This window comes from Ruegeria sp. CDSB114 (assembly GCF_059611025.1).
Genome location: NZ_JBXWOT010000015.1, coordinates 31,944 through 54,051, shown reverse-complemented (window position 1 = coordinate 54,051; position 22,108 = coordinate 31,944). Strand labels below are relative to the sequence as shown.

Here is a 22,108-nt window from a genome sequence, read left to right as displayed (position 1 = left end):
CCGCTCAGCGCCCTTTCCAGACCGGGTCGCGTTTCTCGGCAAAGGCGCGCGCGCCTTCGAGGTTGTCTTCAGAACCATATAGAATGTCCACCGTCGGCAACTGCCGCCCGGTGATCCGGTTCATGGCATCCTGAAACTTGGAATCTTCGGCGTCGCGCACGATCTCTTTGATCGCCGCGTAAACCAGCGGGGGGCCGCTGGCCAATAAACGGGCCAGTTCCCATGCCCGGTCTAAAAGCTGATAACCTGGGACGATCTCGTTGATCAGGCCCCACCCTTTTGCCTCAACCGGATCGAACCAGCGGCCAGTCAGCAGCAGTTCCATCGCGATATGGTAGGGTATGCGTTTTGGCAGCTTTACACTGGCCGCATCGGCCACAGTGCCCGACCGGATTTCGGGCAGGGCAAAGCTGGCATGCTCTGCAGCGATGATCATATCCGCACTCAGCGCCAGTTCCAGCCCGCCACCACAGGCAATCCCGTTCACCGCGGCGATGACAGGCTTGTTCATATCCCGCAATTCCTGCAGCCCGCCAAAACCGCCGACTCCATAATCTCCGTCCACGGCGTCTCCGTCCGCGGCGGCCTTCAGGTCCCACCCCGGGCAAAAGAACTTTTCGCCACCACCGGTCAGGATGGCCACGCGCAACTCAGGATCCTCGCGGAATTCGCGGAACACTTCACCCATGATCCGGCTGGTGGCCAGATCAATGGCATTTGCCTTGGGTCGGTCCAGAGTGACCTGCAGAATCGCGCCATCGCGCTTGGTTTTAACCGGGTTCATATACGTGCCTTTCGGATCAGAGCATCCACGGCCACAGCGCCATCAGGATTGCAGATGAGTGGATTGATTTCAACTTCGCTGACATGGGCTGCATTGGCAATAACATAGGCTTGCACAGCCTCGGCTGCATTCAGGATCGCCTCGGTATCCGCCGCCGGTTTACCGCGATACCCCTCCAGCAACGGCGCACAGTTCAGCTTGCCCAGCGCCTGACGGACCACGTCCCGGGATGACGGGATCAGCACTGAAACACTGTCGCGCAGAATTTCGGTCACCACGCCTCCAGCCCCTAGCGTCAGAACATAGCCATGGGCCGGATCACGGGTGACGCCGATCAATAACTCGGCAACACCGCCTTGGGCCATCTCTTCGATCAGAACTTCGTCGGTTCCAAGCTCGGTCGCAACCGTGCTCAGATCGTCCAAGCCGACGCCAAGGCGCACCGCACCGTGTTCGGATTTATGCGCAAGCCCGACGCCCTTGACCGCGAAAGGCGCGGTCAGATTCGATGCAGCATGCGCAGCCTTGTCCGGACGCGTCACTACGGATTGAGGAATCCGCAGACCATGATCTGCCAGCGCCCGTTTGGCCTCTGCTTCGGTCAAGACATGGTCTGCCTCAGCCTGCGAGGGCAACAGTACCGGATCAGCCGGTGCCGCAACCGGCCGCGCGGCGGCCTCAACCGCAGCCAAGGCTTCATGCAGACCGGCAAAAGGCACCACACCGCCGTCCAGCAGGCGCTGCGCCACATCCTCTGGCAAAAGTTCGGGTAGGGTCGCGGCAACGGCAAAGGGTCGCCCGGTTTGGGCGGCGCAGTTCAACGCCGCTTGGGTGGCACATTCCCAATCCGATGCGTCGGTGTGAGGATAGTCCACAATCGCAATGGTAATGGCCTGTTCCGGCCCGGTCATCGCCGACCACGCGCGGGTCATCGCCTTGGTGTCCCGCCAGATATAGGTGTGGTAATCCAGCGGGTTCGCCAACGCCACCATGGGCCCCAAAGCTGCGCGCAGGTCAGCTTGCTGCGCCTTGGTCAATGGCGGGAAATGCAGATCGCGTCCCTCGGACATATCTGCGGCTAGGCTGGCCTCGCCGCCCGAGCAGCTGATGGTACCCAACCCGCTGCCGCGCAATCGCCCCGTAACATGCAACAGCTTGAGACATTCCAAAAAGCTGGGAATGTCGTCCAGCCGGGCGATTCCCAACCGGTCCAGAAACGCCTGTGCGCCCGCATCACCACCCGCCAAAGACGCGGTATGCGAAATCGTTGCCGCCTGCGCATGGGACGAGCGGCCCATTTTCAAAGCAACGACCGATACGCCCCGTCTGCGTGCCTTGTCGGCCAAAGCCTCCCATTTTCGCAGATCGCCAAACCCTTCGATATGAACACCGATAGCGGTGATCCGGTCGTCGTCCAGAAGTGTTGAGGCAACGTCAGCCTGATGTGTCTGCGCCTGATTCCCGCAGGTCAGCATGAACGCCAGCGGCAGGGCCCGGCGTTGCATGGTCATGTTGATTGCAATATTCGAACTTTGCGTCAGGATCGCTACGCCTCGTTCCACCGGTTGCATCCCGTGCTGATCCGGCCAGACTGCGACCTGATCCAGCCCGTTGACGAAACCATAGCAATTGGGACCCAGAACAGGCATTTCGCCGGCGGCTGCAATCAACTGGTCCTGCAGATCGGCGCCCAAATCATCCTCGGCTCGCGCCTCGGTAAAACCCGAGGCGAAACAGACCGCCCCCCCGGCCCCGATCGCTGCCAGCGCCTGAATCGCCTCGATCGTTGCATGGCGATTGATGCCCACAAAGGCCACATCCGGGGCCGTGGGCAAATCCTCGAGCCGCGCAAAGGCGCGCTCTCCGGCCACCTCAGAGGCTTTGGGATGGACCGGCCAGATATCGCCCTGAAACCCGAACTTGCGCGCCTGTTGAATGACTGACGCGCACCAAGCCCCACCACCGATCACGGCAATGGAGCTGGGGTTCAACGCCCGTGCCAGCGCCGTTGTCATGCGCCAAGTGCCCGCAACAGCTCACGACTGATGATGTGACGCTGAATCTCGCTGGTACCGTCCCAGATGCGTTCGACACGCGCATCGCGCCAGAACCGTTCCAGCGGGTAATCGTCCATCAGCCCCATGCCGCCATGCACCTGAATCGCGGCGTCAGTCACTCGTGCCAGCATTTCGGACGCATAGAGCTTGGCCGAGGCAATCTCGCGGTTTGCAGGCAGCCCTTTGTCCAGCCGGTCGGCCGCTGCCAGCGTCAACAGGTCAGCGGCATCGATTTCGGTGATCATATCGGCGATCTGGAATGACACGCCCTGGAACTTGCCGATTTTCTGACCGAATTGTTCACGCGTGGCTGCATAGTCCAGCGCATAGTCAAAGGCGCGACGTGCGCGCCCGACCGACATGGTCGCCACGGTGATGCGGGTGGCATAAAGCCAGGTATTCATCACCTCGAACCCGCCATCGACCTCGCCCAACACCTGACTGTCGGGCAGGCGACAATCGTCAAAGTCCAGGACCATGTTCTTATAGCCCCGGTGGCTGACCGATTTATACCCGTCCCGGATGGTGAATCCCGGCGTGCCGCGATCCACAAGAAAGGCTGTGATCCGTTTCTTTGGACCTTTTGGCGTCTGATCTTCACCCGTCGCGATGAAAACGATAATGAAATCGGCATGCTCCGCGCCCGAGATGAAATGTTTGGTCCCGTTGACGACCCAATCTCCGCCGTCTCGAACTGCGGCACATTTCATACCACGCACATCCGAACCTGCACCTGGCTCGGTCATCGCCAGTGCATCCATCCTTTCGCCCCGCACAGCGGGCATTAGATAGCGTTCGACCTGCTCGCCCTGGCAGGCCATCAGGATGTTTTGCGGACGGCCAAAGAAGTGGTTCAAGGCCATCGATCCCCGGCCCAGTTCGCGCTCGACCAGTGCAAATTCCCGATGGTTCAGCCCGGCACATCCGACGCTTTCGGGAAAATTGCAGGCATAGAAACCCAATTCAATTGTCTTGCGCTTGATCTCATCCGCTATTTCCTGCGGAACCTCGCCGGTACGTTCAACCAGCTCTTCATGTGGATAGATCTCTTTCTCGACGAAACTGCGAACAGTCGCGGCGATCATCTCTTGCTCGTCGGTCAGGCCATATTGCATCTGCGGTCTCCACATCTGGGGCTTGCGATATCGTGGCCCGGGTTGCAAAGTTCATCGTGCAGAAATAGACGTTAACCATGCGAAGATGGACAAAATCGCCTGCCGCGATGCAGCAATTCGGGGTCCTGCTTTTTGATGGGTTTTCAAACCATTGCCTTGCCAACACGGTCGAACCCCTGCGTGCGGCCAATTCGCTGGCTGGACGAAAACTGTATGACTGGGAATTCCTGTCGCTGACAGAAGGGCCGGTCACATCATCCTCGGGGTTGCAGGTTACGCCGCACGCAAGACTGCAATCTGCCCGCGGCGGTACATTGATGGTGATGCCATCATATGGGTTTCGCGCGCATGGCGGCTGGCCGACGCTGACCGGATTGCGATCCGCCGCAAATCGCTATGACGTTCTGGCTGGGCTGGACACCGGAAGCTGGCTGCTGGCGCTGGCCGGACTGCTGGACGGGTATCGCGCCACCATCCATTGGGAAGAGCTGACCAGCTTTACCGAGCGATTCCCCGAGGTCGACGCCCAGCGCGAGCGCTATGTCATCGACCGGAACCGCATCACCTGTTCCGGCGCCATGGCCGCGTTTGACCTTGTGCTGCATCTGATCGGTCAGGACCATGGGCAGGCGCTGGCCCTTGAGGTGGCGCAGCTGTTCATGACCCGCGATTCCGCGCGGTCGCATTCCGGCGGGGCCGGGGCGACCACCGGCTATGTAAACAAGGCCCTGGCGCTGATGCAGGAAAATCTTGAAACCCCGCTGCCCATTACGGATATCGCCAGACAGGTCGGACGCTCACACAAGGCATTGTCGACACGAATGCAGGCCGAACTGGGTGCTGGTCCGGCTCAGGTTTATCGCCGCTTGCGCCTGAATTTGGCGCGGAAGCTGGTGGCAGAAACCGACCTGACTGTCAGCGAGATCGCCCTGCGGGCCGGATACGACGATCCCAGCGCCTTGACCCGCGCCTTCCGGGCCGAATTCGGGATCACCCCCCGTGCCTTACGGGTCGGCTAGGTATACATCTGCTTTTTATAAGCCCGCGTGCGCGTCGTCGCCTCGGCCGAGCCGTCATGATAGGTGCCAAACCACTTGTCGAACGGGATCTCTGAGGTGCCATAGTTGCACTCGAAATACCGGTGATGCAGCTGGTGGAAAAAATCGCCTGCGCGGGCGGCCTCGGTCTCCCCGGCTTTCAGCTTTTCGAACCCGGAATGGGACAGAACCGGGCTGACCTGCTGGAAATAGGCGTGGAATAACAGATGCATCGGGTGCGACGGCACGATCAGGTGGATGAAATAGGTGGTGAAGTACAACAGGTTCTCAAACCAATGGTTTGAAATCCCCGACCACGGCCCGATATTGACGTTGCGGTGATGCACGGCGTGGACATATTTATAGAGCTTCGGGTGATGCTCCAGCCGATGCACCCAATAGAAATGCAGCCCCGACCACATGGGGATGAGCAACATCCAGACCATAAACCAGACCGGCGCGGTGGACCATGTGACGGTGGGAACATAGCCGTTGGCCATTGCCCAGTAGATACCCCATTGGTAAATCGTGGCGACGGTCATGGCGCTGCCCAAGGTCCACCAGATATTGTCCCAGACCTGATTGCGAAAAGTGAAGGTCCCGTTATCCCGGGTCAGGTTCCGGCGGTCGAATTTCTTGTACATGCCCTGCCCCTTGCGCATGTACAGCCACCAGTGCAGCCCGCCCGCGACCAGAGTTTGTGGAATCATGTTCAGCAACCAGATACGGAACATCCAGCCGGGCTGAAAGGCTTTCATAGTCTCTAATACAGGGAAAAACAGCACATAGACCGTTACAGCAAGCCCCATGCACAGCGTCAGAGAAGTAATTTGCAGCCACGCGCCACCATACCACCTCAACACCGCTGATGGGCAGAGTGGCCAGTTGAACAACGGGTTCAAGGCCACCGGCCCCTGAGGGTGATAGTGCCAGCGGGCTGCTTCGGGATTTTGATCAGAATCCGTCATCTGGGTATCTCGTCAGCTTGCGTAATCCGAGCCTTCAGCATCCAACAGCGCTTTGATCTCACGCAGATGTGCCTCGGCCTGATCGGGATAATCTTCCAACTCCTGCGCGGTCTTTTCCGCAATCTCGTCTGACAAAACGCGCAGTGGTTGGCCCGTCTGTAAGGCACGGATATACGTTTCAGCAGCGCGTTCGAAATAATAGAGTCTATTAAAGGCATCTGCCGGGTTACTACCCAAAATCAAAACCCCATGATTACCCATGATCATGACTTTCTTTTTTGGGTCTGCCAGCATGGTTGCGCAACGTTCCCCCTCGCTTTCGAAAGCAAGTCCACCAAATTCGTGATCGACCACATAACGGTTGTAAAACGTAGTGGTGTTCTGATCGATCGGCGGCAATGTGCTGTCGGCCAACGAGGCCAGAACCGTGGCAAAGATGGAATGCACATGCATTACACAGCGGGCATGAGGACAGTGCCGGTGAATCGAACCATGCAGGCCCCATGCAGTTGGGTCCGGTGCGCCGGGTTGGGTCATGACATCAGCGTCTTTGGCATCCAGAAATAGCAGATTCGATGCTTTTACTCGTGCAAAATGCATCTGATTGGCGTTCATCAAGAATTGTGTGCCGTCCTGATTCACCGCCAAGCTAAAATGGTTTGCGACCCCTTCGTGCATATTCAGACGTTCAGCCCATCGAAATGTAGCCGCCAGATCCACACGTTCAGGCCAATGGTCAATATTGGGGCGCAAGCTGGCAACGCTCATTTCCGTCTCCTGTCAGCGGATTGCTTGATTGGAAAATCGTGCCCGCAGTAGAAAAAATTGACCAACGAAAAAATCGCGCCTATTTCATAAGCTGAACTAATGGCCAGGTTATGCCCATGCAAAAACAGCTGCCCCCGTTGGGTTGGCTTCGGACTTTCGAGGCCGCGGCCCGCCACTTGTCCTTTACCGCGGCAGCGCGCGATCTAAACATGACACAAAGTGCAGTCAGCCAGCAAATCAAGTCGCTTGAGGCCTATCTTGGCCAACCGCTTTTCCTGCGCCGTCCCCGCGCACTTGAATTGACCGGGGCCGGGATCAGCTATCTCCCTGTCGTGCGTGAGGCATTTCGCACATTACTGCGCGGAACGCGGGCCGTGACCGGGGCCCAGCAGAACGCGGTGCAGGTACAATGCAACATCACTTTTGCGGTCAACTGGCTGGCCCCCCGCCTTCCAATGTTTCAGGCCGAACACCCGTCTGTACAGCTGAACATATTCACCGAGTTGTGGGAGCCCCGGGAAATGGCGGAGGGGGCTGCGGTAGAAATTCGATTTTCGCTCAGACCTTCGGACACGGTGCGAACCGAACTGCTGCGATCCGATCATTATTATCCGGTTTGCGCGCCGGGCTATGAGGTGTCGCTGGATACACTACAGCGAATCCCCTTGTATGACTGCTCAAACCTGCTGTCGAATTGGCAGAATTGGATCGAAGATCAGGGTCTAATTTGGGAAAATCCTCCGATCACATATTCCACCACCTATCTGGTCAGCCTGTCGGTTGCGATGGCCGGGGGTGGCTTGTGCCTGACGCATGACACAATCGCGCGCGACTTGATTGATGAAGGTCGATTGGTTGCACCATTCGAATATCGCGCAGTTGTACCAGAGGCCTATTACCTGTTGCTGTCGCCTCAGGCAGAAGAGTCACCAGGAGCGATTGCCTTTGCCGAATGGGTCCGGCGCGAGATTGCGAAAACGTTCCCTGGCTAGGCCGTGGCTCTCCTGCCTAGCATAGCGGCTCTTACGGGACCTTCACGGGGCTAGGCACAACAGCGCTGACGCGCTGCATGACGGAATCATGATAACTGCCGAGCAGGGGTTGCACCTTTCCGTGCGTTCGGGAAAGTTGGGCCATGGAATTCACACCTTTCCCAAGCTGGCCCGATACCGCCCCCCGTCTGATCGATGTCGCCGCAGGGCGTCAAGCCGCTGACCTTGTTGTCCGCAGCGGGATCTGGGTTAACGTGCACAGCCGCGAAGCCCTGCCCGATCATGACATCGCGATTGTCGATGGACGTATCGCCTATGTTGGCCCCGATGCTTCGCACTGCGTCGGCCCGAACACCCGGATCATCGAGGCAGAGGGGCGGTATATGCTGCCCGGCCTGTGCGACGGGCATATGCATATCGAATCAGGAATGCTGACCCCGGCCGAATTTGCGGGGGCCGTTATCCCTCATGGCACGACAAGCATGTTCACTGACCCGCACGAAATAGCCAACGTGCTGGGCCTGGACGGCGTTCGTATGATGCATGACGAGGCGCTGATGCAGCCCGTTAACATTTTCACCCAGATGCCTTCTTGCGCGCCGTCGGCGCCAGGGCTTGAGACCACCGGTTATGAGATCACCCCCGAAGACGTGGCCGAGGCGATGAACTGGCCGGGCATCATCGGACTGGGCGAGATGATGAATTTCCCAGGCGTCATTCATGGCGATCCCAAGATGCTGGCCGAGATTGCCGCGACCCAACGGGCAGGGAAAACCGTTGGCGGGCACTATGCTTCGCCTGATTTAGGGCCTGATTTCGCAGCTTATGTCGCAGGCGGCCCTGCCGACGACCACGAAGGCACCTGCGAGGCCGATGCCATCGCGCGGGTGCGTCAAGGGATGCGGTCGATGATGCGATTGGGATCGGCCTGGTATGACGTGGAAACTCAGATCACCGCCATCACCGAAAAAGGGCTGGATCCGCGCAACTTCATCCTGTGCACGGATGATTGCCATTCTGGTACCCTGGTCAATGAAGGGCATATGAACCGCGTGGTGCGCCATGCGATTGCCTGCGGCTGTGATCCGTTGATCGCGTTGCAGATGGCGACCATCAACACAGCCACGCATTTCGGGTTGGAGCGCGATATCGGCTCGATCACGCCCGGGCGCAGGGCGGATATCATCCTCAGCTCGGACCTGAAGGACCTGCCCATCGAGCTTGTCATAGCGCGCGGCCAAATCGTGGCAGAGGACGGCAAGATCACTGTGGACTGCCCGCATCTGAATTGGCCTGCAGCCGCTCGAAACACCGTGCATCTGGGCCATGCCCTGACCAGCGCGGATTTTCAGATCGAGGCCCCCAAAGGGGCGAACCGCGTTCAGGCCAATGTGATTGGTGTGGTCGAAAACCAGGCCCCGACCAAAGCGTTGAAAGCCGAACTGCCCATCATTGGCGGCCTGGTTGAAGCCGAGGGTGAGGTCTGCCAGATTGCGCTTGTCGAACGCCACCGCGCAACAGGCGGGGTCACAAACGCCTTTGTCTCGGGGTTTGGATATCAGGGGCGCATGGCAATGGCTTCGACCGTTGCCCACGACAGTCACCATATGATTGTTGTTGGGACCGACCGCGAACAGATGGCCCTTGCCGCAAATCGGCTGGCCGAGATCGGCGGTGGCATCACCATTTTCCGAGACGGTGAGGAACTGGCGCTGGTGGAACTGCCCATCGCTGGACTGATGTCTGATAGGCCGGCAGCCGAAGTAGCCGCCAAGGCCGAACAAATGGTTCGGGCCATGCAGGCCTGTGGCTGTAAACTGAACAACGCCTATATGCAGCACTCATTGCTGGCCCTGGTGGTGATCCCGGAATTGCGGATCTCGGATGTCGGGCTGGTGGATGTGCGCAAATTTGAAAAGATCGATCTTTTGGAACCCCTTGCATGACAATAATACGAGCACCTAAGGCCCCCGCGCCCGAGAACTTCACCGATCCCGCAGCCGCGGTCGCAAGGTTGGAAGAACTGTACGAGCAAGCCACCAGCTTCCTGTGCGAGAACTTTGCCAATGTGATCGAGCACGGAGCACCAACTGAACGCTTCAGAGCCTATTACCCGGAAATTCGCATCAAAACCTCCTCCTATGCGCGGGTCGACAGCCGGCTAAGTTTCGGTCACGTCTCGGAACCGGGCATCCACTCGACCACTGTAACGCGGCCAGATCTGTTCCGGTCCTATTTGACCCAACAGATTGCCCTGCTGATCAGAAACCATGACCAGCCGGTCACGATCGGGGCCTCGGACACACCCATTCCGGTTCATTTCGCCGTGGCCAACAATCCTGATCTGATAGTTCCGCATCAGGGCGCCGCCGGATTTACCCTGCGCGATGTATTCGACGTACCGGACCTGACAACCACTCATGACGACATCGTCAATGGCGTCCATGACCACGAGGAAGAAGACGGCCCGCTGTCTTTGTTTACTGCGCAAAGGGTCGACTATTCACTGGCCCGGCTGGCGCATTACACTGCGACTGATCCCAGTCATTTCCAGAACCATGTGCTGTTCACCAACTATCAGTTCTACGTCTCGGAATTCGAAAACTATGCACGCGCGCAGCTGGCCGAACCAGACAGTGGCTATACCAGCTTTGTCTCGACCGGAGATGTCGAGATCACCACCGAAGGCGGAGCGCTGGAACAACCCCTGAAGCTGCCGCAGATGCCAACCTATCACCTAAAGCGGGCGGATGGATCGGGTATCACGCTAGTCAACATCGGCGTCGGTCCGTCGAACGCCAAAACCGCGACCGATCATATCGCCGTGCTACGCCCGCATGCCTGGCTGATGGTTGGCCACTGCGCCGGGCTGCGCAACACACAAGCATTGGGCGATTTTGTTCTGGCCCATGCCTATCTGCGCGAAGACAAGGTTCTGGATGATGACCTGCCGGTCTGGGTGCCGATTCCGCCTTTGGCCGAGGTTCAGGTTGCGCTGGAACAGGCTGTAGCCGAGGTCACCGAGCTGGAAGGTTATGAGCTGAAACGGGTCATGCGCACAGGCACCGTCGCTTCGGTCGATAACCGCAACTGGGAACTGCGCGACCAGTCCGGCCCGGTACAGCGACTCAGCCAATCACGGGCAATCGCGCTGGATATGGAAAGCGCGACCATTGCCGCCAACGGCTATCGGTTCCGTGTTCCCTATGGCACGTTGCTCTGTGTTTCAGACAAGCCGCTGCACGGCGAATTAAAGCTTCCTGGCATGGCCTCTGCCTTCTATACCACGCAGGTCAGCCGCCATCTCGCGATCGGAATTCGTGCGATGGAGCACCTGAGGGGCATGCCGCTGGAGCGCCTGCACAGCCGGAAATTGCGTTCCTTTGATGAAACGGCCTTTCTCTGAAGCAAAAAAGCAACGAATTCCCCCTATTTTTAGGGTTTTCGACGCTACTATTCGTTGTGTTCACCTACAATATCCCGTTACAGTTACGCGGTGAGGCCCTATTTATCGGGCACGTTAAGGAGACCAAGAAATGGCAAAGCCTATGACAAAGACTCAGCTGGTTGCTGCTCTCGCTGAGGAAATGGGAACCGACAAGAAAGCTGCAAACACTGCGCTGGAGGCCATGACCGGCCTGATCACCCGCGAAGTGTCGGCGGGCGGCGCGGTGACCCTGCCTGGTGTCGGCAAAATCTACTGTCGCGAGCGCCCCGAGCGCATGGTGCGTAACCCTGCCACCGGCGAGCAGTTCAAGAAAGAAGCCGACAAAGTGGTCAAAATGACCATTGCGAAGGCGCTGAAGGACAGCGTGAACGGCTGATCCCAGCTTTCACTGCAAAACGATCAAGGGCCGCCGCTTGGGGGCCCTTTTTCTTTTACCCTCCTATTGAAGCCAGTTTTTTGTAAGGCTTTGGAGGCCGGCCGTGGTCAGCCTAGTGTTATGCAATCTGAGATCAGCGAAGAATAAATCTAGCACCGCGCTCATTAGCTGGGTGCGCAACAGGACCGGTGGCCTAAGCTGGCGAATGCCACAAATTCGCGAGGCTGGCCCCGTCACAGAGCAAGAACGGACAATATCCGGTCGACTTTCGGACCAGTAATTTGTTTTGCCGCACTCGCCCCAAAAAGAAATTCATTCTAGGCGATGGATATTTTGATTGGCTCATCCGAACCAATTTTTAGTCATGTGTCACCTTTCGAAGCGAGTGAACTGTCTAAAGTTCGGAAAATAAATGATTTCATTAGATATCTTGGCGACCCCGGCAGGATTCGAACCTGCAACCTGCCCCTTAGGAGGGGGCTGCTCTATCCAGTTGAGCCACGGGGCCGCGCAAAACTCTCTGTAGCGTGGTTTTTTCGGGTTGTCATCGGCTTTGAAGGGCAGTTGTAAAATGCGTCCTGTTCACGCTACCATCGGACAAAACAACAACGCAGGTGCACCCCGTGACCACAGAAAACAAACGCCCGCTCACCCTTCGTGATGTTTCTGAAGCGTCCGGAGTGTCTGAGATGACGGTCAGCCGGGTTCTGCGCAATCGGGGTGACGTGTCGGATGCGACCCGCACACGCGTTCTGGCCGCAGCAAAAGAGCTGGGATACGTGCCGAACAAAATCGCTGGTGCGCTTGCCTCAAGCCGGGTGAACCTTGTGGCAGTGATCATCCCGTCACTGTCGAACATGGTGTTCCCCGAGGTGCTGACCGGCATCAATCAGATTCTTGAGGATACCGAGCTGCAGCCGGTGGTCGGCGTCACCGATTATTTGCCCGAAAAAGAGGAAAAAGTCCTGTACGAGATGCTCTCGTGGCGGCCCTCGGGCGTGATCATCGCCGGATTGGAACATACCGATGCCGCACGCGCTATGCTGGATTCGGCGGGGATTCCGGTGGTCGAGATCATGGACACCGATGGTAAGCCGGTGGACGCGATGGTCGGGATTTCCCATCGCCGCGCTGGACGTGAGATGGCACAGGCGATCCTGAAAGCGGGCTATGAACATATCGGCTTTATGGGCACCAAAATGCCCCTGGATCACCGCGCTCGGAAACGGTTCGAAGGCTTTACCGAAGTGCTGGGCAAGCATGGGATCGAGATCGAAGACCGCGAGTTTTATTCCGGGGGCTCGGCCTTGGCCAAAGGCCGCGAGATGACTCAAGCCATGTTGGAACGCTCACCGGATCTGGATTTCCTGTATTATTCCAACGACATGATTGGTGCTGGTGGATTGCTGTATCTGTTGGACCAGGGGATAGACATTCCAGACCAGATCGGTTTGGCAGGGTTCAACAATGTCGAACTGTTACAGGGCCTGCCGCGCAAGCTGGCCACAATGGATGCATGTCGACACGAGATTGGGCGCAAGGCAGCCGAGATAATCGCCGTTCAGCTTTCCGATCCCGCTTCCGAGGTTGAAAACCGCATAACTCTGACCCCCAAGATCAGTTATGGCGATACGCTGAAACGCCGCTGACCCATGGCGATGCAAAGGCTGAACAATCGGGCGGCCCGCGCCCTGTTCATGGACCGGCACGCGCTGGCAGAACAGCCGTCCGGGGCTGCGAAAGGGCCTGACCTGCTTGAATTGATCAGGCGTCTGGGATTTGTTCAGCTGGACAGTATCAACACGGTCGCCCGCGCCCATGACATGATCCTGTTTTCGCGCAGGCCCGCCTATCGCGCCAAAAACCTCAAGCATGTGTATGAACGTGACCGTGGGCTGTTCGAACATTGGACTCATGATGCCGCAGTCATTCCGATGGAGTTCTACCCCCATTGGCATCTACGGTTTCAGCGCGACGCTGACCTGCTGAAATCGCGCTGGAAAAACTGGCGTCGCGATGGGTTCGAGCAGCAATTTGAAACCGTATTGCAGCATATACGCGATCATGGGCCGGTTTCGTCATCGGATGTGGGAAAAGACGAAAAGAAAGGCTCCGGCGGATGGTGGGATTGGCACCCGTCGAAAACCGCGCTTGAATTCCTCTGGCGCTCGGGCGCGCTGACCGTGATCGGCAGGCAGGGGTTCCAGAAACGCTATGACCTGACCGAGCGGGTGATCGAGACGCATCTTTGCCCCGGCAATATGCCTTACGACGCCGAACATACCGTGGATTGGCTGTGCCATGCGGCACTTGACCGGCTGGGGTTTGCGACCTCGGGCGAATTGGCGGCGTTTTGGGATACGGTCAGCAGCGCAGAAGCCCGAGACTGGTGCAAAACCGCCTTGACCGAAGGCCATGTCGAAGAGATCGAGATCGAATGTGCCAATGGTCAGGTCAGGAAACTGTTTGCACGCCCGGATGTTGCTGAACAAGCCGCGCAGATCCCCCCAGTGCCGGGTCGGATCAGAGTGCTGAGCCCGTTTGACCCCATGCTGCGTGACCGTGACCGTGCGCAGCGGCTGTTTGGGTTTCACTACCGGATCGAGGTGTTTGTCCCCGCCCCGAAACGCACCTATGGCTATTATGTTTTCCCGCTTCTCGAAGGCGACCGGCTGATTGGCCGGATCGACATGAAGGCCCATCGCGATCAGTCGGTGCTGCGGGTCAGCGCCCTGTGGCCAGAACGTACAGTACGGTGGTCAGATGCCCGCACGCGCCGCCTACAGGCCGAACTGGACCGGGTTCGTCGCTTTGCCGGGTTGGATGACATAGAATTTGCCGAGAATTGGCAAAAAGACCCTATTTAGGGTCTGATATACTCAATTTGACCGGCTGCAACCCGTCAATCTCCCCCTCCAGTGAATCTCCGGGCTGAACCGGTCCTACACCAGCCGGCGTTCCGGTCAGGATCAAGTCCCCTGGTCGCAGATGATAATAGCCGGACAAGTGACTTATGATCTCGTCAATCGACCAGATCAGCTCATCCAAGGTTGCGTCCTGCCGGGTTTCGCCATTAACGCGCAAAATGATGCGTTTTTGCGGGTCGGGTTGCCAATCGCTCACGCGGGTCAGAGGGGCAAATACGGCTGCATTCTCAAAATCTTTTCCAAGATCCCATGGGCGCTGTTTGTTGCGCTCGCGAATTTGCAGATCACGTCGGGTCATGTCCAGGGCGCAGCCAAAGCCAAACACCGCTTCCTGCACCTGAGAAATATCAGCCTGAAAAACCGGCTTTCCGATTGCAACAGCCAGCTCCATCTCATGGTGGAAATTTTCGGTCCCCGGAGGATAAGCCGTCGTCACCCCAGACAGGACCGCGTTTGCAGCGGCCTTGGTGAAATAGAAAGGGGCCTCACGGTCGACCTCATGTCCCATTTCAGCCGCATGTGCGGCATAGTTCCTGCCCACACAAAAGATTCGCCCAACCGGGTATGTGTCGTCCTCGCCGGTAACCGGCAAAGCGATCGGATCAGGAATAGAGAACAGGCTACCCATCATCATGCCGCCATAAAACAGGTTAGTTAAAGTGGATATTAAAGGGCATAAACCAGAGCAAGTCGCAATCCTTGGAAACCCGCACGCCGGTTTTTGCCGACAATTCGGGGATAATTCGGCACAGGCTTGCCCAAATCGAACCGGTAAGCCTGCGCGTGTTTCAAAATTCGCAGACATGGCTACTTATGGCGCTGGGCTTACTTTCAACATGCGGCTGAAAACACTGCGACAGCTCATTCAGTTTTTAGCCGTTAAACCTTGGAAAACCGCTGTATCGCGCTAGCTTGTTGCTAACAGAAAGCGTTCAGCACTGAGACGTCACCACTCACAAAGGCGGCGGACTACCAATCCTCCGCCTTCTTGCGAAGACACCCGCGTGGACGGCAGAAATCGCTGAAATCCGGGTGCAAGTATTCAGAGGACCACGGCCAAACACCCATCCCCCTGGGTAAGTTTGCGTCTGAGAAAACCCGATTTTCGGGGTCTGATGTTCTCTGAAACGTTGCCGGATCGTTTGAACACCCCTCGTATCCGGCTGTAGGCCAGGCACATGGTCCACTCGGGCCTGGCCACTCCGCCAGAGAGGTCACAAAGGCCCTCTGGCGGGGCCCACACACTGTTAGTCCCGAGAATCTGATTGTAATTTCAACTGGTGCAGATCGTTGAGAAGATCCAGCAACGCCTCATGCCGCTCTGGTCCCAGCGTGTTGCGGATTTCTTCAGCCAAAAGCAACGTATAGTCGATGTTATCCCGGATAATCCCTGCCCCTTTGACCGTGATCTCAACAATCTGCCTGCGCTTGTCGACCGGATGGCTTTTCCGCACGACAAGGCCCTTGGCCTCAAGCTTTTGCAGAATGCGGGTCAGGCTGGGCAAAAGCAGACAGGCACGGTCAGCAATATGGGTGGGCTCTTGCGGGCCTTCCTCTTCCAGCACCCGCAGAACCCGCCATTGCTGTTCGGTTACGCCCGCCTCTACAAGCATTCTACGGATAGGCCCCATAACCCGTTCCCTCGCGCGCAGCAGCGCAATAGGCAAAGACCGGGACGTCAATGGAATTTCATGAGCCATGTTAAATTCTGGCCGAATTCGCTTCATTCTTCAACTGACCTTTCCGTGTTTGGAATTCCAGGCATTTATCTCTTATTAGACTCTAAATTATTCCATTTCTCTCTGCGGAAACATGTTCAGAAAAATCTCAGACCACTGGATTCCTGCAAAGGGCGTTGACGTTTCAACCCGGATATTCATCACTGGCACAGGATCGAAAGCGGTGTTCAGAGGAGATTGGAAGATAAAATGAATTGGGATGAATTCTCGGATTGGGGCGCCAAGATTGCTGAGTGGGCACAGGATTACCATCTGACTGTCGGCGACAATCCGGTTCGGGCCAGAACGGAACCCGGTGATATTCTTAACGCCTTACCCGCGCGCCCTCCCGAGCGCTCCCAGGCGATGGAGGAAATCTTTCACGATTTCGAACAGATCGTGATGCCTGGGATTACCCATTGGCAACATCCTCGCTTTTTTGCATATTTTAATGCAAACGCCTCGGCCCCGTCGGTTCTGGCCGAGTTTCTAACCAGCGCCATCGCTCCGCAATGCATGTTGTGGCAGACATCCCCCGCCGCGACCGAGATGGAGACGCGGATGATGGATTGGTTGCGGCAGGCCCTGGATCTGCCCACGGGCTTTGCAGGTGTCATTCAGGATTCCGCCTCGTCCGCGACCCTGGCCGCTGTGCTGACCATGCGGGAAAAGGCGCTGAATTGGCAGGGCAACCAACATGGGTTGTTCGGACAGAAACCGCTGCGCGTATATTGCTCGGCCGAGGTCCATACCTCGGTTGATCGCGCCATATGGGTTGCGGGGATCGGGCAGGAAAATCTGGTACGGGTGCCCATACAAGGCGACTGGCGCGGGATGGACCCACAGGCGCTGGAAACAGCAATCCAAGCCGATTTAGACTCTGATTATCAGCCAACCGGCGTGATCCTCTGCGTCGGCGGCACCGGAACCGGCGCGACCGATCCGGTAGAGGAATGTCTGAAGATTGCGCAAAAATACGGGCTGTATTCACACATCGATGCAGCTTGGGCTGGCTCGGCCATGATATGCCCCGAATACCGCCATTACTGGGAGGGAGTCGAGCAAGCCGACAGCATCGTGTTCAACCCGCATAAGTGGCTGGGCGTTCAGTTCGATTGCTGCGCCCATTTTCTGAAGGACCCCGATGATCTGGTACGGACACTCGCGATCAGCCCGGAATACCTGAAGACCCACGGCAAGGACGGGATCATAAATTATTCTGAATGGTCGGTACCGCTGGGCCGCAGGTTCCGAGCCCTGAAACTGTGGTTCGTAATCCGCGCCTATGGTCTGGAAGGGCTACGTGAAAGGGTGCGCAATCATATAACATGGTCAGTGGCTCTGCATGACCGGCTGAAGGCGGAATCCGATTTCGAAATCACCACCAACCCTATGTGGTCATTGTGGACATTCCGCTATGCCCCCCTTGGGTCAACCGATCTGGACGATCTGAACCTACGGCTGGTTAATGCGATCAATGATGATGGCCGCATTTACTTGACTCAAACCCGCGTTGATGGCGACTTGGTGATCCGCTTTCAGGCCGGTCAGTTTGAGACCACGCAGGCAGACGTCCAAATGGCATTTGACGTGATCACTGAAATCGCCCGCTCGCTAAACTAGAGGTTCCACATGTCCGCACCCGTCAACACGTTCAAACAAGCCCTGAAAAACGGCGACCATCTGATTGGGTGTTGGTCCAGCTTTGCTGAGGCGGTAACAGCCGAGATCATTGGCACTGCCGGATTCGACTGGCTGGTGATCGACGGTGAGCACGCGCCGAATGATATCCGGTCCATCCGGGATCAGCTGATCGCGCTGGCCGCCAGTCCGACACATCCCGTCGTGCGAATCCCGGTGGGCGACACCGCATTGATCAAGATGGTGTTGGACGCAGGTGCTCAGACAATCCTGGTGCCGATGGTGGAAAGTGCCGAACAGGCGCGCGATCTGGTTCGTGCCTGCCACTATCCGCCCCAAGGTGTGCGGGGCGTCGGCGCGATGGCCTCACGCGCAACGCAATACGGAACGGTTCAGGACTACATTCAGACCGCAGACGATCAGATATGTCTGCTGTTACAGGTGGAAAACCGCGCCGGTATCGCCGCATTGGATGCCATTGCACAGGTAGAAGGCGTGGATGGCGTGTTTATCGGTCCGTCTGACCTGTCCACTGACATGGGTTTTCAGGGAAACAGCGCCGCGCCCGAGGTCCAGGCGGTGATCGCCGACGCGATGAAGCGCATCGTTGCAGCAGGCAAAGCCCCGGGCATTCTTGGTGTCACGGATGAGGCATCGCAGGCCTATAAGGACATGGGCGCCCAGTTCCAGGCGGTGGGGATCGACGTGATGCTGCTGACACAGGCGGCGCGTGCCCTGGCCGCAAGGTGGAAGGCCTAAGCCCGCATCGCCGAGGCCGCCTGAGCATACCCGCCCGAGGCACCATCGACGAAATGGACGTGATCGTCACGGGTGGCCGAGGGGACAAAGCAGGTCATCATCGCCTCATCCTGCGCGTGCAGCCCGTATCGGATCCTGCCCTGTTTCCGGGCCTGTTCAAGAACGGTCTGAATCTGGTTCAGGGTGGCCGGGTCACAATCCAGCGTCATTTTCAGCCCGTCATCGAATTTGCGGAAATCCGCATTGCGACTGACCGTGCGCTTATAGTGTTCTGGCTCAAAATTCCCCAATCGCTTGCCAGATTTGAACAGCAGCCCGATCATCAAATTCTGCGCCAACAGCTTGACTTTCTGCAGCAAAAGATTGCGACCCGCACGGGACACATGGGCGTCCAGCGCCAAACCAGGCGGCGGCCAGCGGATCGGAGGGCCGCTTTCCGGCATCGGGTGGCCGGACCGGTCCAATCCTTCAGCGGCCACTAGAACAGCCCGTGACAGGTCGGCGAAATCGGTCTCGGTTGCGCGGGCAGTTGGCTGCACCACCACCGAGACAATCTGACCGTTCTGCGCCTTGCTGTTGGACCAACGGCAAGACAGCCCGGTCAAATCCGGCAGCGCACCGGGGGCTGCGTACGGAACCTCAAACCGGCCTGCTTTCATCTCGGCCTCGGCCCAGGCCAGACCACCGCCCGAGAACATCGCATAATCCACCCCCTCGGATGGCGCGTAACGCGCAACCCGAAGATCCTTGCCCGCCTGCCGGATTTCGGCGACGGGCACGACGGCCCCGCGCAGTGCGATCTCGAACTCTTCTTCCGCCCAGCGCCGCAAATCGGCCAGAACGCTACGTGCTGCCTCTGCCGCGCTTGCCGGTACGGCGAACCCGGCACCATCACCCCCAAAGACATAGGGAAATTCTTGCCCGCGAAGCGCATTGATCATGGCCGAGATCACCGCGGCCCCAACCATGTTCACGGCCTTGTATCGTCCCCGCTCTATCTGACCGGTGGAATCCACGACATCTGCGACACCAAGAACCCATTCCGTCGGCACCGCGGTAAAGCGTTCAGGATCAGTCAGATTGTTAAAGTCCCGCAACAGCGGAAGGCTGTCATAAAATGCGGCCTGTGCGTCTTTCATTGGTTCCTCGACAATATGAATAGACCTTCAGATAGCCCAAATTTGTTCGATGTCCGCTGAAAACATCATAGCACACGCGCTTGTACATATCACGGGGACATGCCAAGCATTTGCTGGCGGGTTGGGCGAAAGAGGCGTCTCATGAAAACCGGACTGGTGGTTCTGTGTCTGGGCTATGTGCTCAGCCAATTTTTTCGCGCCTTTCTTGCCGTTCTCAGCGTCGATCTGGGGCGTGACATCGGGGCAAGGCCCGAAGATCTGGCCTTTGCCTCGGGGCTTTGGTTTCTCGTCTTTGCCGCCATGCAACTGCCAGTGGGTTGGGCGCTGGACCGGATCGGGCCGCGTTTGACGGCTGCGGTTTTGTTGCTGGCAGGTGGCGCGGGCGGCGCTGCGTTGTTTGCAGTGGCCAGCACCCCGTTTCATATCGCAGTCGCGATGGGGCTGATCGGAGTCGGGTGCTCGCCCGTTCTGATGGCATCCTATTACATCTTTGCCCGCGAATACCCGCCCGCCCGCTTTGCCACGCTAGCAGCCATCATGCTGGGCGTTGGGTCGGTCGGCAATCTGGTGGCCTCCTACCCCACAGCACTTGCGGTCGAACTGATGGGCTGGCGCGCCACAATGGCTACACTGGCCGTCGTTTCGGCCATTATCGCAGCGGGCATCTGGATCAGCGTTCACGACCCCAAACCGGTTGTGACCGAGCATCGCGGGTCAGTGCTGGACCTGCTGAAAGAACCTGCCCTGTGGGCCATCCTGCCGCTGATGCTGGTGGCCTACGCCCCCGCGGCTGCGACACGAGGCTTGTGGGCAGGTCCATATCTGAACGACGTTTTCGCCCTCAGCACCACGCAGATCGGAACCGCGACGCTGGTCATGGGGGCGGCTATGATTGCCGGCACCTTTGCCTATGGGCCACTGGACCGGCTGCTGGGAACACGGAAATGGGTGATCTTTGGCGGCAATGCCTTGGGCGCGGCGGCGCTGGGGCTGTTGTGCCTGTGGATCGACATGGCGGTCTGGGTGTCAGTAAGTCTGATGGCGGTGATCGGTTTCATGGGCGCCAGCTTTCCGGTCATCATGGCCCATGGCCGCGCCTTCGTGCCGCCGCATCTGGTCGGGCGTGGCATGACCCTGTTGAATCTGTTCGGCATCGGCGGAGTGGGTCTGGCGCAATTTGTCACCGGCCGCGTCCATGCCGCGACAGTGGACATCAGTCCAACCGCGCCCTACACAGCGATATTCGGCTTTTTTGCAGTCACGCTTGCCATTGGATGCGTGATTTACCTATTCAGCCGCGACAGCGTTGACTGACGCTGGAACCATCGGGAGAGCCCATGTCCGACCCTGTTGTCATCGCACCCAACCTCAAACGCAGGCTGTCCGGCGTGACCGCGACGATTGCGCGGCTGGTGCCTTTGCAGGTGCAATGGATCGACATCGCCGCCACCGGACCGGGCCTTCCAGCCGACCTGCCCTATATCCCGCTGGGCCGCCTGCCCTTTCTGTCGCGCAAGACCACGCGCGTCTGGCATGCGCGCCGCAATACCGAGATGCTGTTGGGCCTGATCCTGCGCAATGTCTTTCGTCTGCGCCTGAAACTACTGTTCACAAGCGCCTCGCAGCGGGCGCATACGGGCTATACCAAATGGCTGATCGACCAGATGGACGCGGTGGTTGCCACCTCGCGCAAAACCGCCGGATATCTTGAGCGGGACGCGCAGGTCATCATGCATGGCATCAACCTGCAGAATTTCACCCCGCCCGCGGACAAAGCCGCCCTGCGGGGCAAACTTGGCCTGCCCGGTGGTCTGCTGCTTGGGTGCTATGGCCGTATCCGGCACCAGAAAGGCACCGATGCTTTCGTCGATGCGATGATCGACCTTTGTGGCCGTTTCGAAGACGTCCATGGCATCGTCATGGGCCGCGCGACCGAAAAACACACCGGCTTTCTGGCCGAGCTGAAAGACAAGGTCGCCAAGGCGGGCCTGTCTGACCGCATCCTATTCAAACCCGAGGTCACTGTGGATCAGATCGCCGAGTGGTACCAGGTGCTGGACTTGTTCATCGCGCCGCAACGCTGGGAAGGCTTTGGTCTGACCCCGCTCGAGGCGATGGCCTGCGGCGTGCCTGTGGTGGCAACCGATGTCGGTGCCTTTGCAGAGATCGTGACCGACCCCTCACTGGGCCATGTGGTCGAACCGGGGAACATTCCCGCCCTGGCTGATGCCGCCGCTGAAATGCTGTCGAACTCCGAGTCGCTGGCGCTATCCGGCAGCGCCGCCCGCGTCCATGTGGAACAGAATTTCGACATCTACGGCGAGGCAAAGACCTTGGTGGCGCTCTATGAACGGCTTCTGACCGACGCCTGAGGCGATG

At 58.2% G+C, this 22,108-nt stretch carries 19 protein-coding genes and 1 tRNA gene; 11 read left to right on the top strand and 9 right to left on the bottom strand.

Annotated elements, in window-relative coordinates:
* Window positions 1-4: 4 nt before the first annotated feature.
* From AC2FIP_RS20425 to AC2FIP_RS20415, 3 genes are read right to left on the bottom strand one after another with little or no spacing between them, the layout of a single operon-like run.
* Window positions 5-784, bottom strand: coding sequence for a carnitinyl-CoA dehydratase (locus AC2FIP_RS20425; RefSeq protein ID WP_496787962.1), 780 nt, complete (start codon window positions 782-784; stop codon window positions 5-7).
* The gene (locus AC2FIP_RS20420; protein WP_496787960.1) at window positions 781-2,799 is read right to left on the bottom strand and encodes an acetate--CoA ligase family protein; all 2,019 of its coding nucleotides are present in this window, start codon (window positions 2,797-2,799) and stop codon (window positions 781-783) included. The genes AC2FIP_RS20425 and AC2FIP_RS20420 overlap by 4 nt, the downstream gene beginning before the upstream one ends.
* On the bottom strand, window positions 2,796-3,956 hold the full coding sequence (locus AC2FIP_RS20415) for an acyl-CoA dehydrogenase family protein (protein ID WP_496787958.1): 1,161 nt from the start codon (window positions 3,954-3,956) through the stop codon (window positions 2,796-2,798). Before AC2FIP_RS20415 ends, AC2FIP_RS20420 begins: the two co-directional genes overlap by 4 nt.
* Window positions 3,957-4,033: 77 nt before the next feature.
* Between AC2FIP_RS20415 and AC2FIP_RS20410 the strand changes: the two genes are divergently transcribed.
* Window positions 4,034-4,975 carry a GlxA family transcriptional regulator gene (locus AC2FIP_RS20410; RefSeq protein WP_496787956.1) on the top strand — a complete coding sequence of 314 codons (942 nt, stop codon included), beginning with the start codon at window positions 4,034-4,036 and terminating at the stop codon, window positions 4,973-4,975.
* On the opposite strand, the gene AC2FIP_RS20405 is transcribed toward AC2FIP_RS20410, so the two are convergent.
* Together AC2FIP_RS20405 and AC2FIP_RS20400 are read right to left on the bottom strand one after the other, a co-directional pair.
* Window positions 4,972-5,961, bottom strand: a complete 990-nt coding sequence (locus tag AC2FIP_RS20405; protein ID WP_496787954.1) for a sterol desaturase family protein — start codon at window positions 5,959-5,961, stop codon at window positions 4,972-4,974. The two genes, AC2FIP_RS20410 and AC2FIP_RS20405, sit on opposite strands and share 4 nt — an antisense overlap.
* 12 nt (window positions 5,962-5,973) lie before the next feature.
* Window positions 5,974-6,729: a class II aldolase and adducin N-terminal domain-containing protein gene (locus AC2FIP_RS20400; protein WP_142637575.1), complete on the bottom strand. Its 756-nt coding sequence runs from the start codon at window positions 6,727-6,729 to the stop codon at window positions 5,974-5,976.
* Between the two features lie 116 nt (window positions 6,730-6,845).
* On the opposite strand from AC2FIP_RS20400, the gene AC2FIP_RS20395 reads away from it, so the two are divergent.
* The 4 genes from AC2FIP_RS20395 (at window position 6,846) to AC2FIP_RS20380 (ending at window position 11,545) form a co-directional block, all read left to right on the top strand.
* Entirely contained in the window at window positions 6,846-7,721 is an 876-nt protein-coding gene (locus tag AC2FIP_RS20395) for a LysR family transcriptional regulator (RefSeq protein WP_496698996.1), read from the top strand.
* A gap of 143 nt (window positions 7,722-7,864) precedes the next feature.
* A complete protein-coding gene (gene ade / locus AC2FIP_RS20390; protein WP_496787953.1) occupies window positions 7,865-9,667 on the top strand; it encodes an adenine deaminase in 1,803 nt (600 codons plus the stop codon).
* Window positions 9,664-11,127: an AMP nucleosidase gene (locus AC2FIP_RS20385; protein ID WP_496787950.1), complete on the top strand. Its 1,464-nt coding sequence runs from the start codon at window positions 9,664-9,666 to the stop codon at window positions 11,125-11,127. The genes ade and AC2FIP_RS20385 overlap by 4 nt, the downstream gene beginning before the upstream one ends.
* 130 nt (window positions 11,128-11,257) lie before the next feature.
* Entirely contained in the window at window positions 11,258-11,545 is a 288-nt protein-coding gene (locus tag AC2FIP_RS20380) for an HU family DNA-binding protein (RefSeq protein ID WP_142637567.1), read from the top strand.
* Between the two features lie 431 nt (window positions 11,546-11,976).
* On the opposite strand, the gene AC2FIP_RS20375 is transcribed toward AC2FIP_RS20380, so the two are convergent.
* Window positions 11,977-12,053: transfer RNA gene (locus AC2FIP_RS20375), tRNA-Arg, on the bottom strand.
* A 115-nt stretch (window positions 12,054-12,168) separates the two neighbouring features.
* Between AC2FIP_RS20375 and AC2FIP_RS20370 the strand changes: the two genes are divergently transcribed.
* A complete protein-coding gene (locus tag AC2FIP_RS20370) occupies window positions 12,169-13,194 on the top strand; it encodes a LacI family DNA-binding transcriptional regulator (protein WP_496787948.1) in 1,026 nt (341 codons plus the stop codon).
* A gap of 3 nt (window positions 13,195-13,197) precedes the next feature.
* A complete protein-coding gene (locus AC2FIP_RS20365; protein WP_496787946.1) occupies window positions 13,198-14,412 on the top strand; it encodes a winged helix-turn-helix domain-containing protein in 1,215 nt (404 codons plus the stop codon).
* Here AC2FIP_RS20365 and AC2FIP_RS20360 read toward each other — a convergent pair.
* Window positions 14,405-15,103 carry a fumarylacetoacetate hydrolase family protein gene (locus tag AC2FIP_RS20360; RefSeq protein WP_496787944.1) on the bottom strand — a complete coding sequence of 233 codons (699 nt, stop codon included), beginning with the start codon at window positions 15,101-15,103 and terminating at the stop codon, window positions 14,405-14,407. The two genes, AC2FIP_RS20365 and AC2FIP_RS20360, sit on opposite strands and share 8 nt — an antisense overlap.
* A 616-nt stretch (window positions 15,104-15,719) precedes the next feature.
* Window positions 15,720-16,172: a homoprotocatechuate degradation operon regulator HpaR gene (gene hpaR, locus AC2FIP_RS20355; RefSeq protein WP_142637561.1), complete on the bottom strand. Its 453-nt coding sequence runs from the start codon at window positions 16,170-16,172 to the stop codon at window positions 15,720-15,722.
* A gap of 228 nt (window positions 16,173-16,400) precedes the next feature.
* Between hpaR and AC2FIP_RS20350 the strand changes: the two genes are divergently transcribed.
* Entirely contained in the window at window positions 16,401-17,813 is a 1,413-nt protein-coding gene (locus tag AC2FIP_RS20350) for a pyridoxal phosphate-dependent decarboxylase family protein (protein WP_496787942.1), read from the top strand.
* A 9-nt stretch (window positions 17,814-17,822) separates the two neighbouring features.
* Window positions 17,823-18,590 (top strand): HpcH/HpaI aldolase family protein, encoded by a 768-nt coding sequence (locus AC2FIP_RS20345; protein ID WP_496787940.1) that lies wholly within the window; start codon window positions 17,823-17,825, stop codon window positions 18,588-18,590.
* Here the strand turns inward: AC2FIP_RS20345 and AC2FIP_RS20340 are convergent.
* The gene (locus AC2FIP_RS20340; RefSeq protein WP_496787938.1) at window positions 18,587-19,729 is read right to left on the bottom strand and encodes a DUF3095 domain-containing protein; all 1,143 of its coding nucleotides are present in this window, start codon (window positions 19,727-19,729) and stop codon (window positions 18,587-18,589) included. The two genes, AC2FIP_RS20345 and AC2FIP_RS20340, sit on opposite strands and share 4 nt — an antisense overlap.
* A gap of 141 nt (window positions 19,730-19,870) precedes the next feature.
* Here AC2FIP_RS20340 and AC2FIP_RS20335 point away from each other — a divergent pair, with 141 nt between their 5' ends.
* Window positions 19,871-21,043 (top strand): MFS transporter, encoded by a 1,173-nt coding sequence (locus tag AC2FIP_RS20335; RefSeq protein WP_496693087.1) that lies wholly within the window; start codon window positions 19,871-19,873, stop codon window positions 21,041-21,043.
* Between the two features lie 23 nt (window positions 21,044-21,066).
* Complete coding sequence (locus AC2FIP_RS20330) at window positions 21,067-22,101, top strand: glycosyltransferase family 4 protein (protein WP_496787936.1); 1,035 nt, start codon at window positions 21,067-21,069, stop codon at window positions 22,099-22,101.
* Window positions 22,102-22,108: the final 7 nt, after the last annotated feature.

Excerpts from the sequence above, each read along its gene's own strand:
- AC2FIP_RS20425 (WP_496787962.1), bottom strand. The coding sequence starts at position 784 with ATGAACCCGGTTAAAACCAAGCGCGATGGCGCGATTCTGCAGGTCACT.
- AC2FIP_RS20420 (WP_496787960.1), bottom strand. The coding sequence starts at position 2,799 with ATGACAACGGCGCTGGCACGGGCGTTGAACCCCAGCTCCATTGCCGTG.
- AC2FIP_RS20415 (WP_496787958.1), bottom strand. The coding sequence starts at position 3,956 with ATGCAATATGGCCTGACCGACGAGCAAGAGATGATCGCCGCGACTGTT.
- AC2FIP_RS20410 (WP_496787956.1), top strand. The coding sequence starts at position 4,034 with ATGCGAAGATGGACAAAATCGCCTGCCGCGATGCAGCAATTCGGGGTC.
- AC2FIP_RS20405 (WP_496787954.1), bottom strand. The coding sequence starts at position 5,961 with ATGACGGATTCTGATCAAAATCCCGAAGCAGCCCGCTGGCACTATCAC.
- AC2FIP_RS20400 (WP_142637575.1), bottom strand. The coding sequence starts at position 6,729 with ATGAGCGTTGCCAGCTTGCGCCCCAATATTGACCATTGGCCTGAACGT.
- AC2FIP_RS20395 (WP_496698996.1), top strand. The coding sequence starts at position 6,846 with ATGCAAAAACAGCTGCCCCCGTTGGGTTGGCTTCGGACTTTCGAGGCC.
- ade (WP_496787953.1), top strand. The coding sequence starts at position 7,865 with ATGGAATTCACACCTTTCCCAAGCTGGCCCGATACCGCCCCCCGTCTG.
- AC2FIP_RS20385 (WP_496787950.1), top strand. The coding sequence starts at position 9,664 with ATGACAATAATACGAGCACCTAAGGCCCCCGCGCCCGAGAACTTCACC.
- AC2FIP_RS20380 (WP_142637567.1), top strand. The coding sequence starts at position 11,258 with ATGGCAAAGCCTATGACAAAGACTCAGCTGGTTGCTGCTCTCGCTGAG.
- AC2FIP_RS20365 (WP_496787946.1), top strand. The coding sequence starts at position 13,198 with ATGGCGATGCAAAGGCTGAACAATCGGGCGGCCCGCGCCCTGTTCATG.
- AC2FIP_RS20360 (WP_496787944.1), bottom strand. The coding sequence starts at position 15,103 with ATGATGGGTAGCCTGTTCTCTATTCCTGATCCGATCGCTTTGCCGGTT.
- hpaR (WP_142637561.1), bottom strand. The coding sequence starts at position 16,172 with ATGGCTCATGAAATTCCATTGACGTCCCGGTCTTTGCCTATTGCGCTG.
- AC2FIP_RS20350 (WP_496787942.1), top strand. The coding sequence starts at position 16,401 with ATGAATTGGGATGAATTCTCGGATTGGGGCGCCAAGATTGCTGAGTGG.
- AC2FIP_RS20345 (WP_496787940.1), top strand. The coding sequence starts at position 17,823 with ATGTCCGCACCCGTCAACACGTTCAAACAAGCCCTGAAAAACGGCGAC.
- AC2FIP_RS20340 (WP_496787938.1), bottom strand. The coding sequence starts at position 19,729 with ATGAAAGACGCACAGGCCGCATTTTATGACAGCCTTCCGCTGTTGCGG.
- AC2FIP_RS20335 (WP_496693087.1), top strand. The coding sequence starts at position 19,871 with ATGAAAACCGGACTGGTGGTTCTGTGTCTGGGCTATGTGCTCAGCCAA.
- AC2FIP_RS20330 (WP_496787936.1), top strand. The coding sequence starts at position 21,067 with ATGTCCGACCCTGTTGTCATCGCACCCAACCTCAAACGCAGGCTGTCC.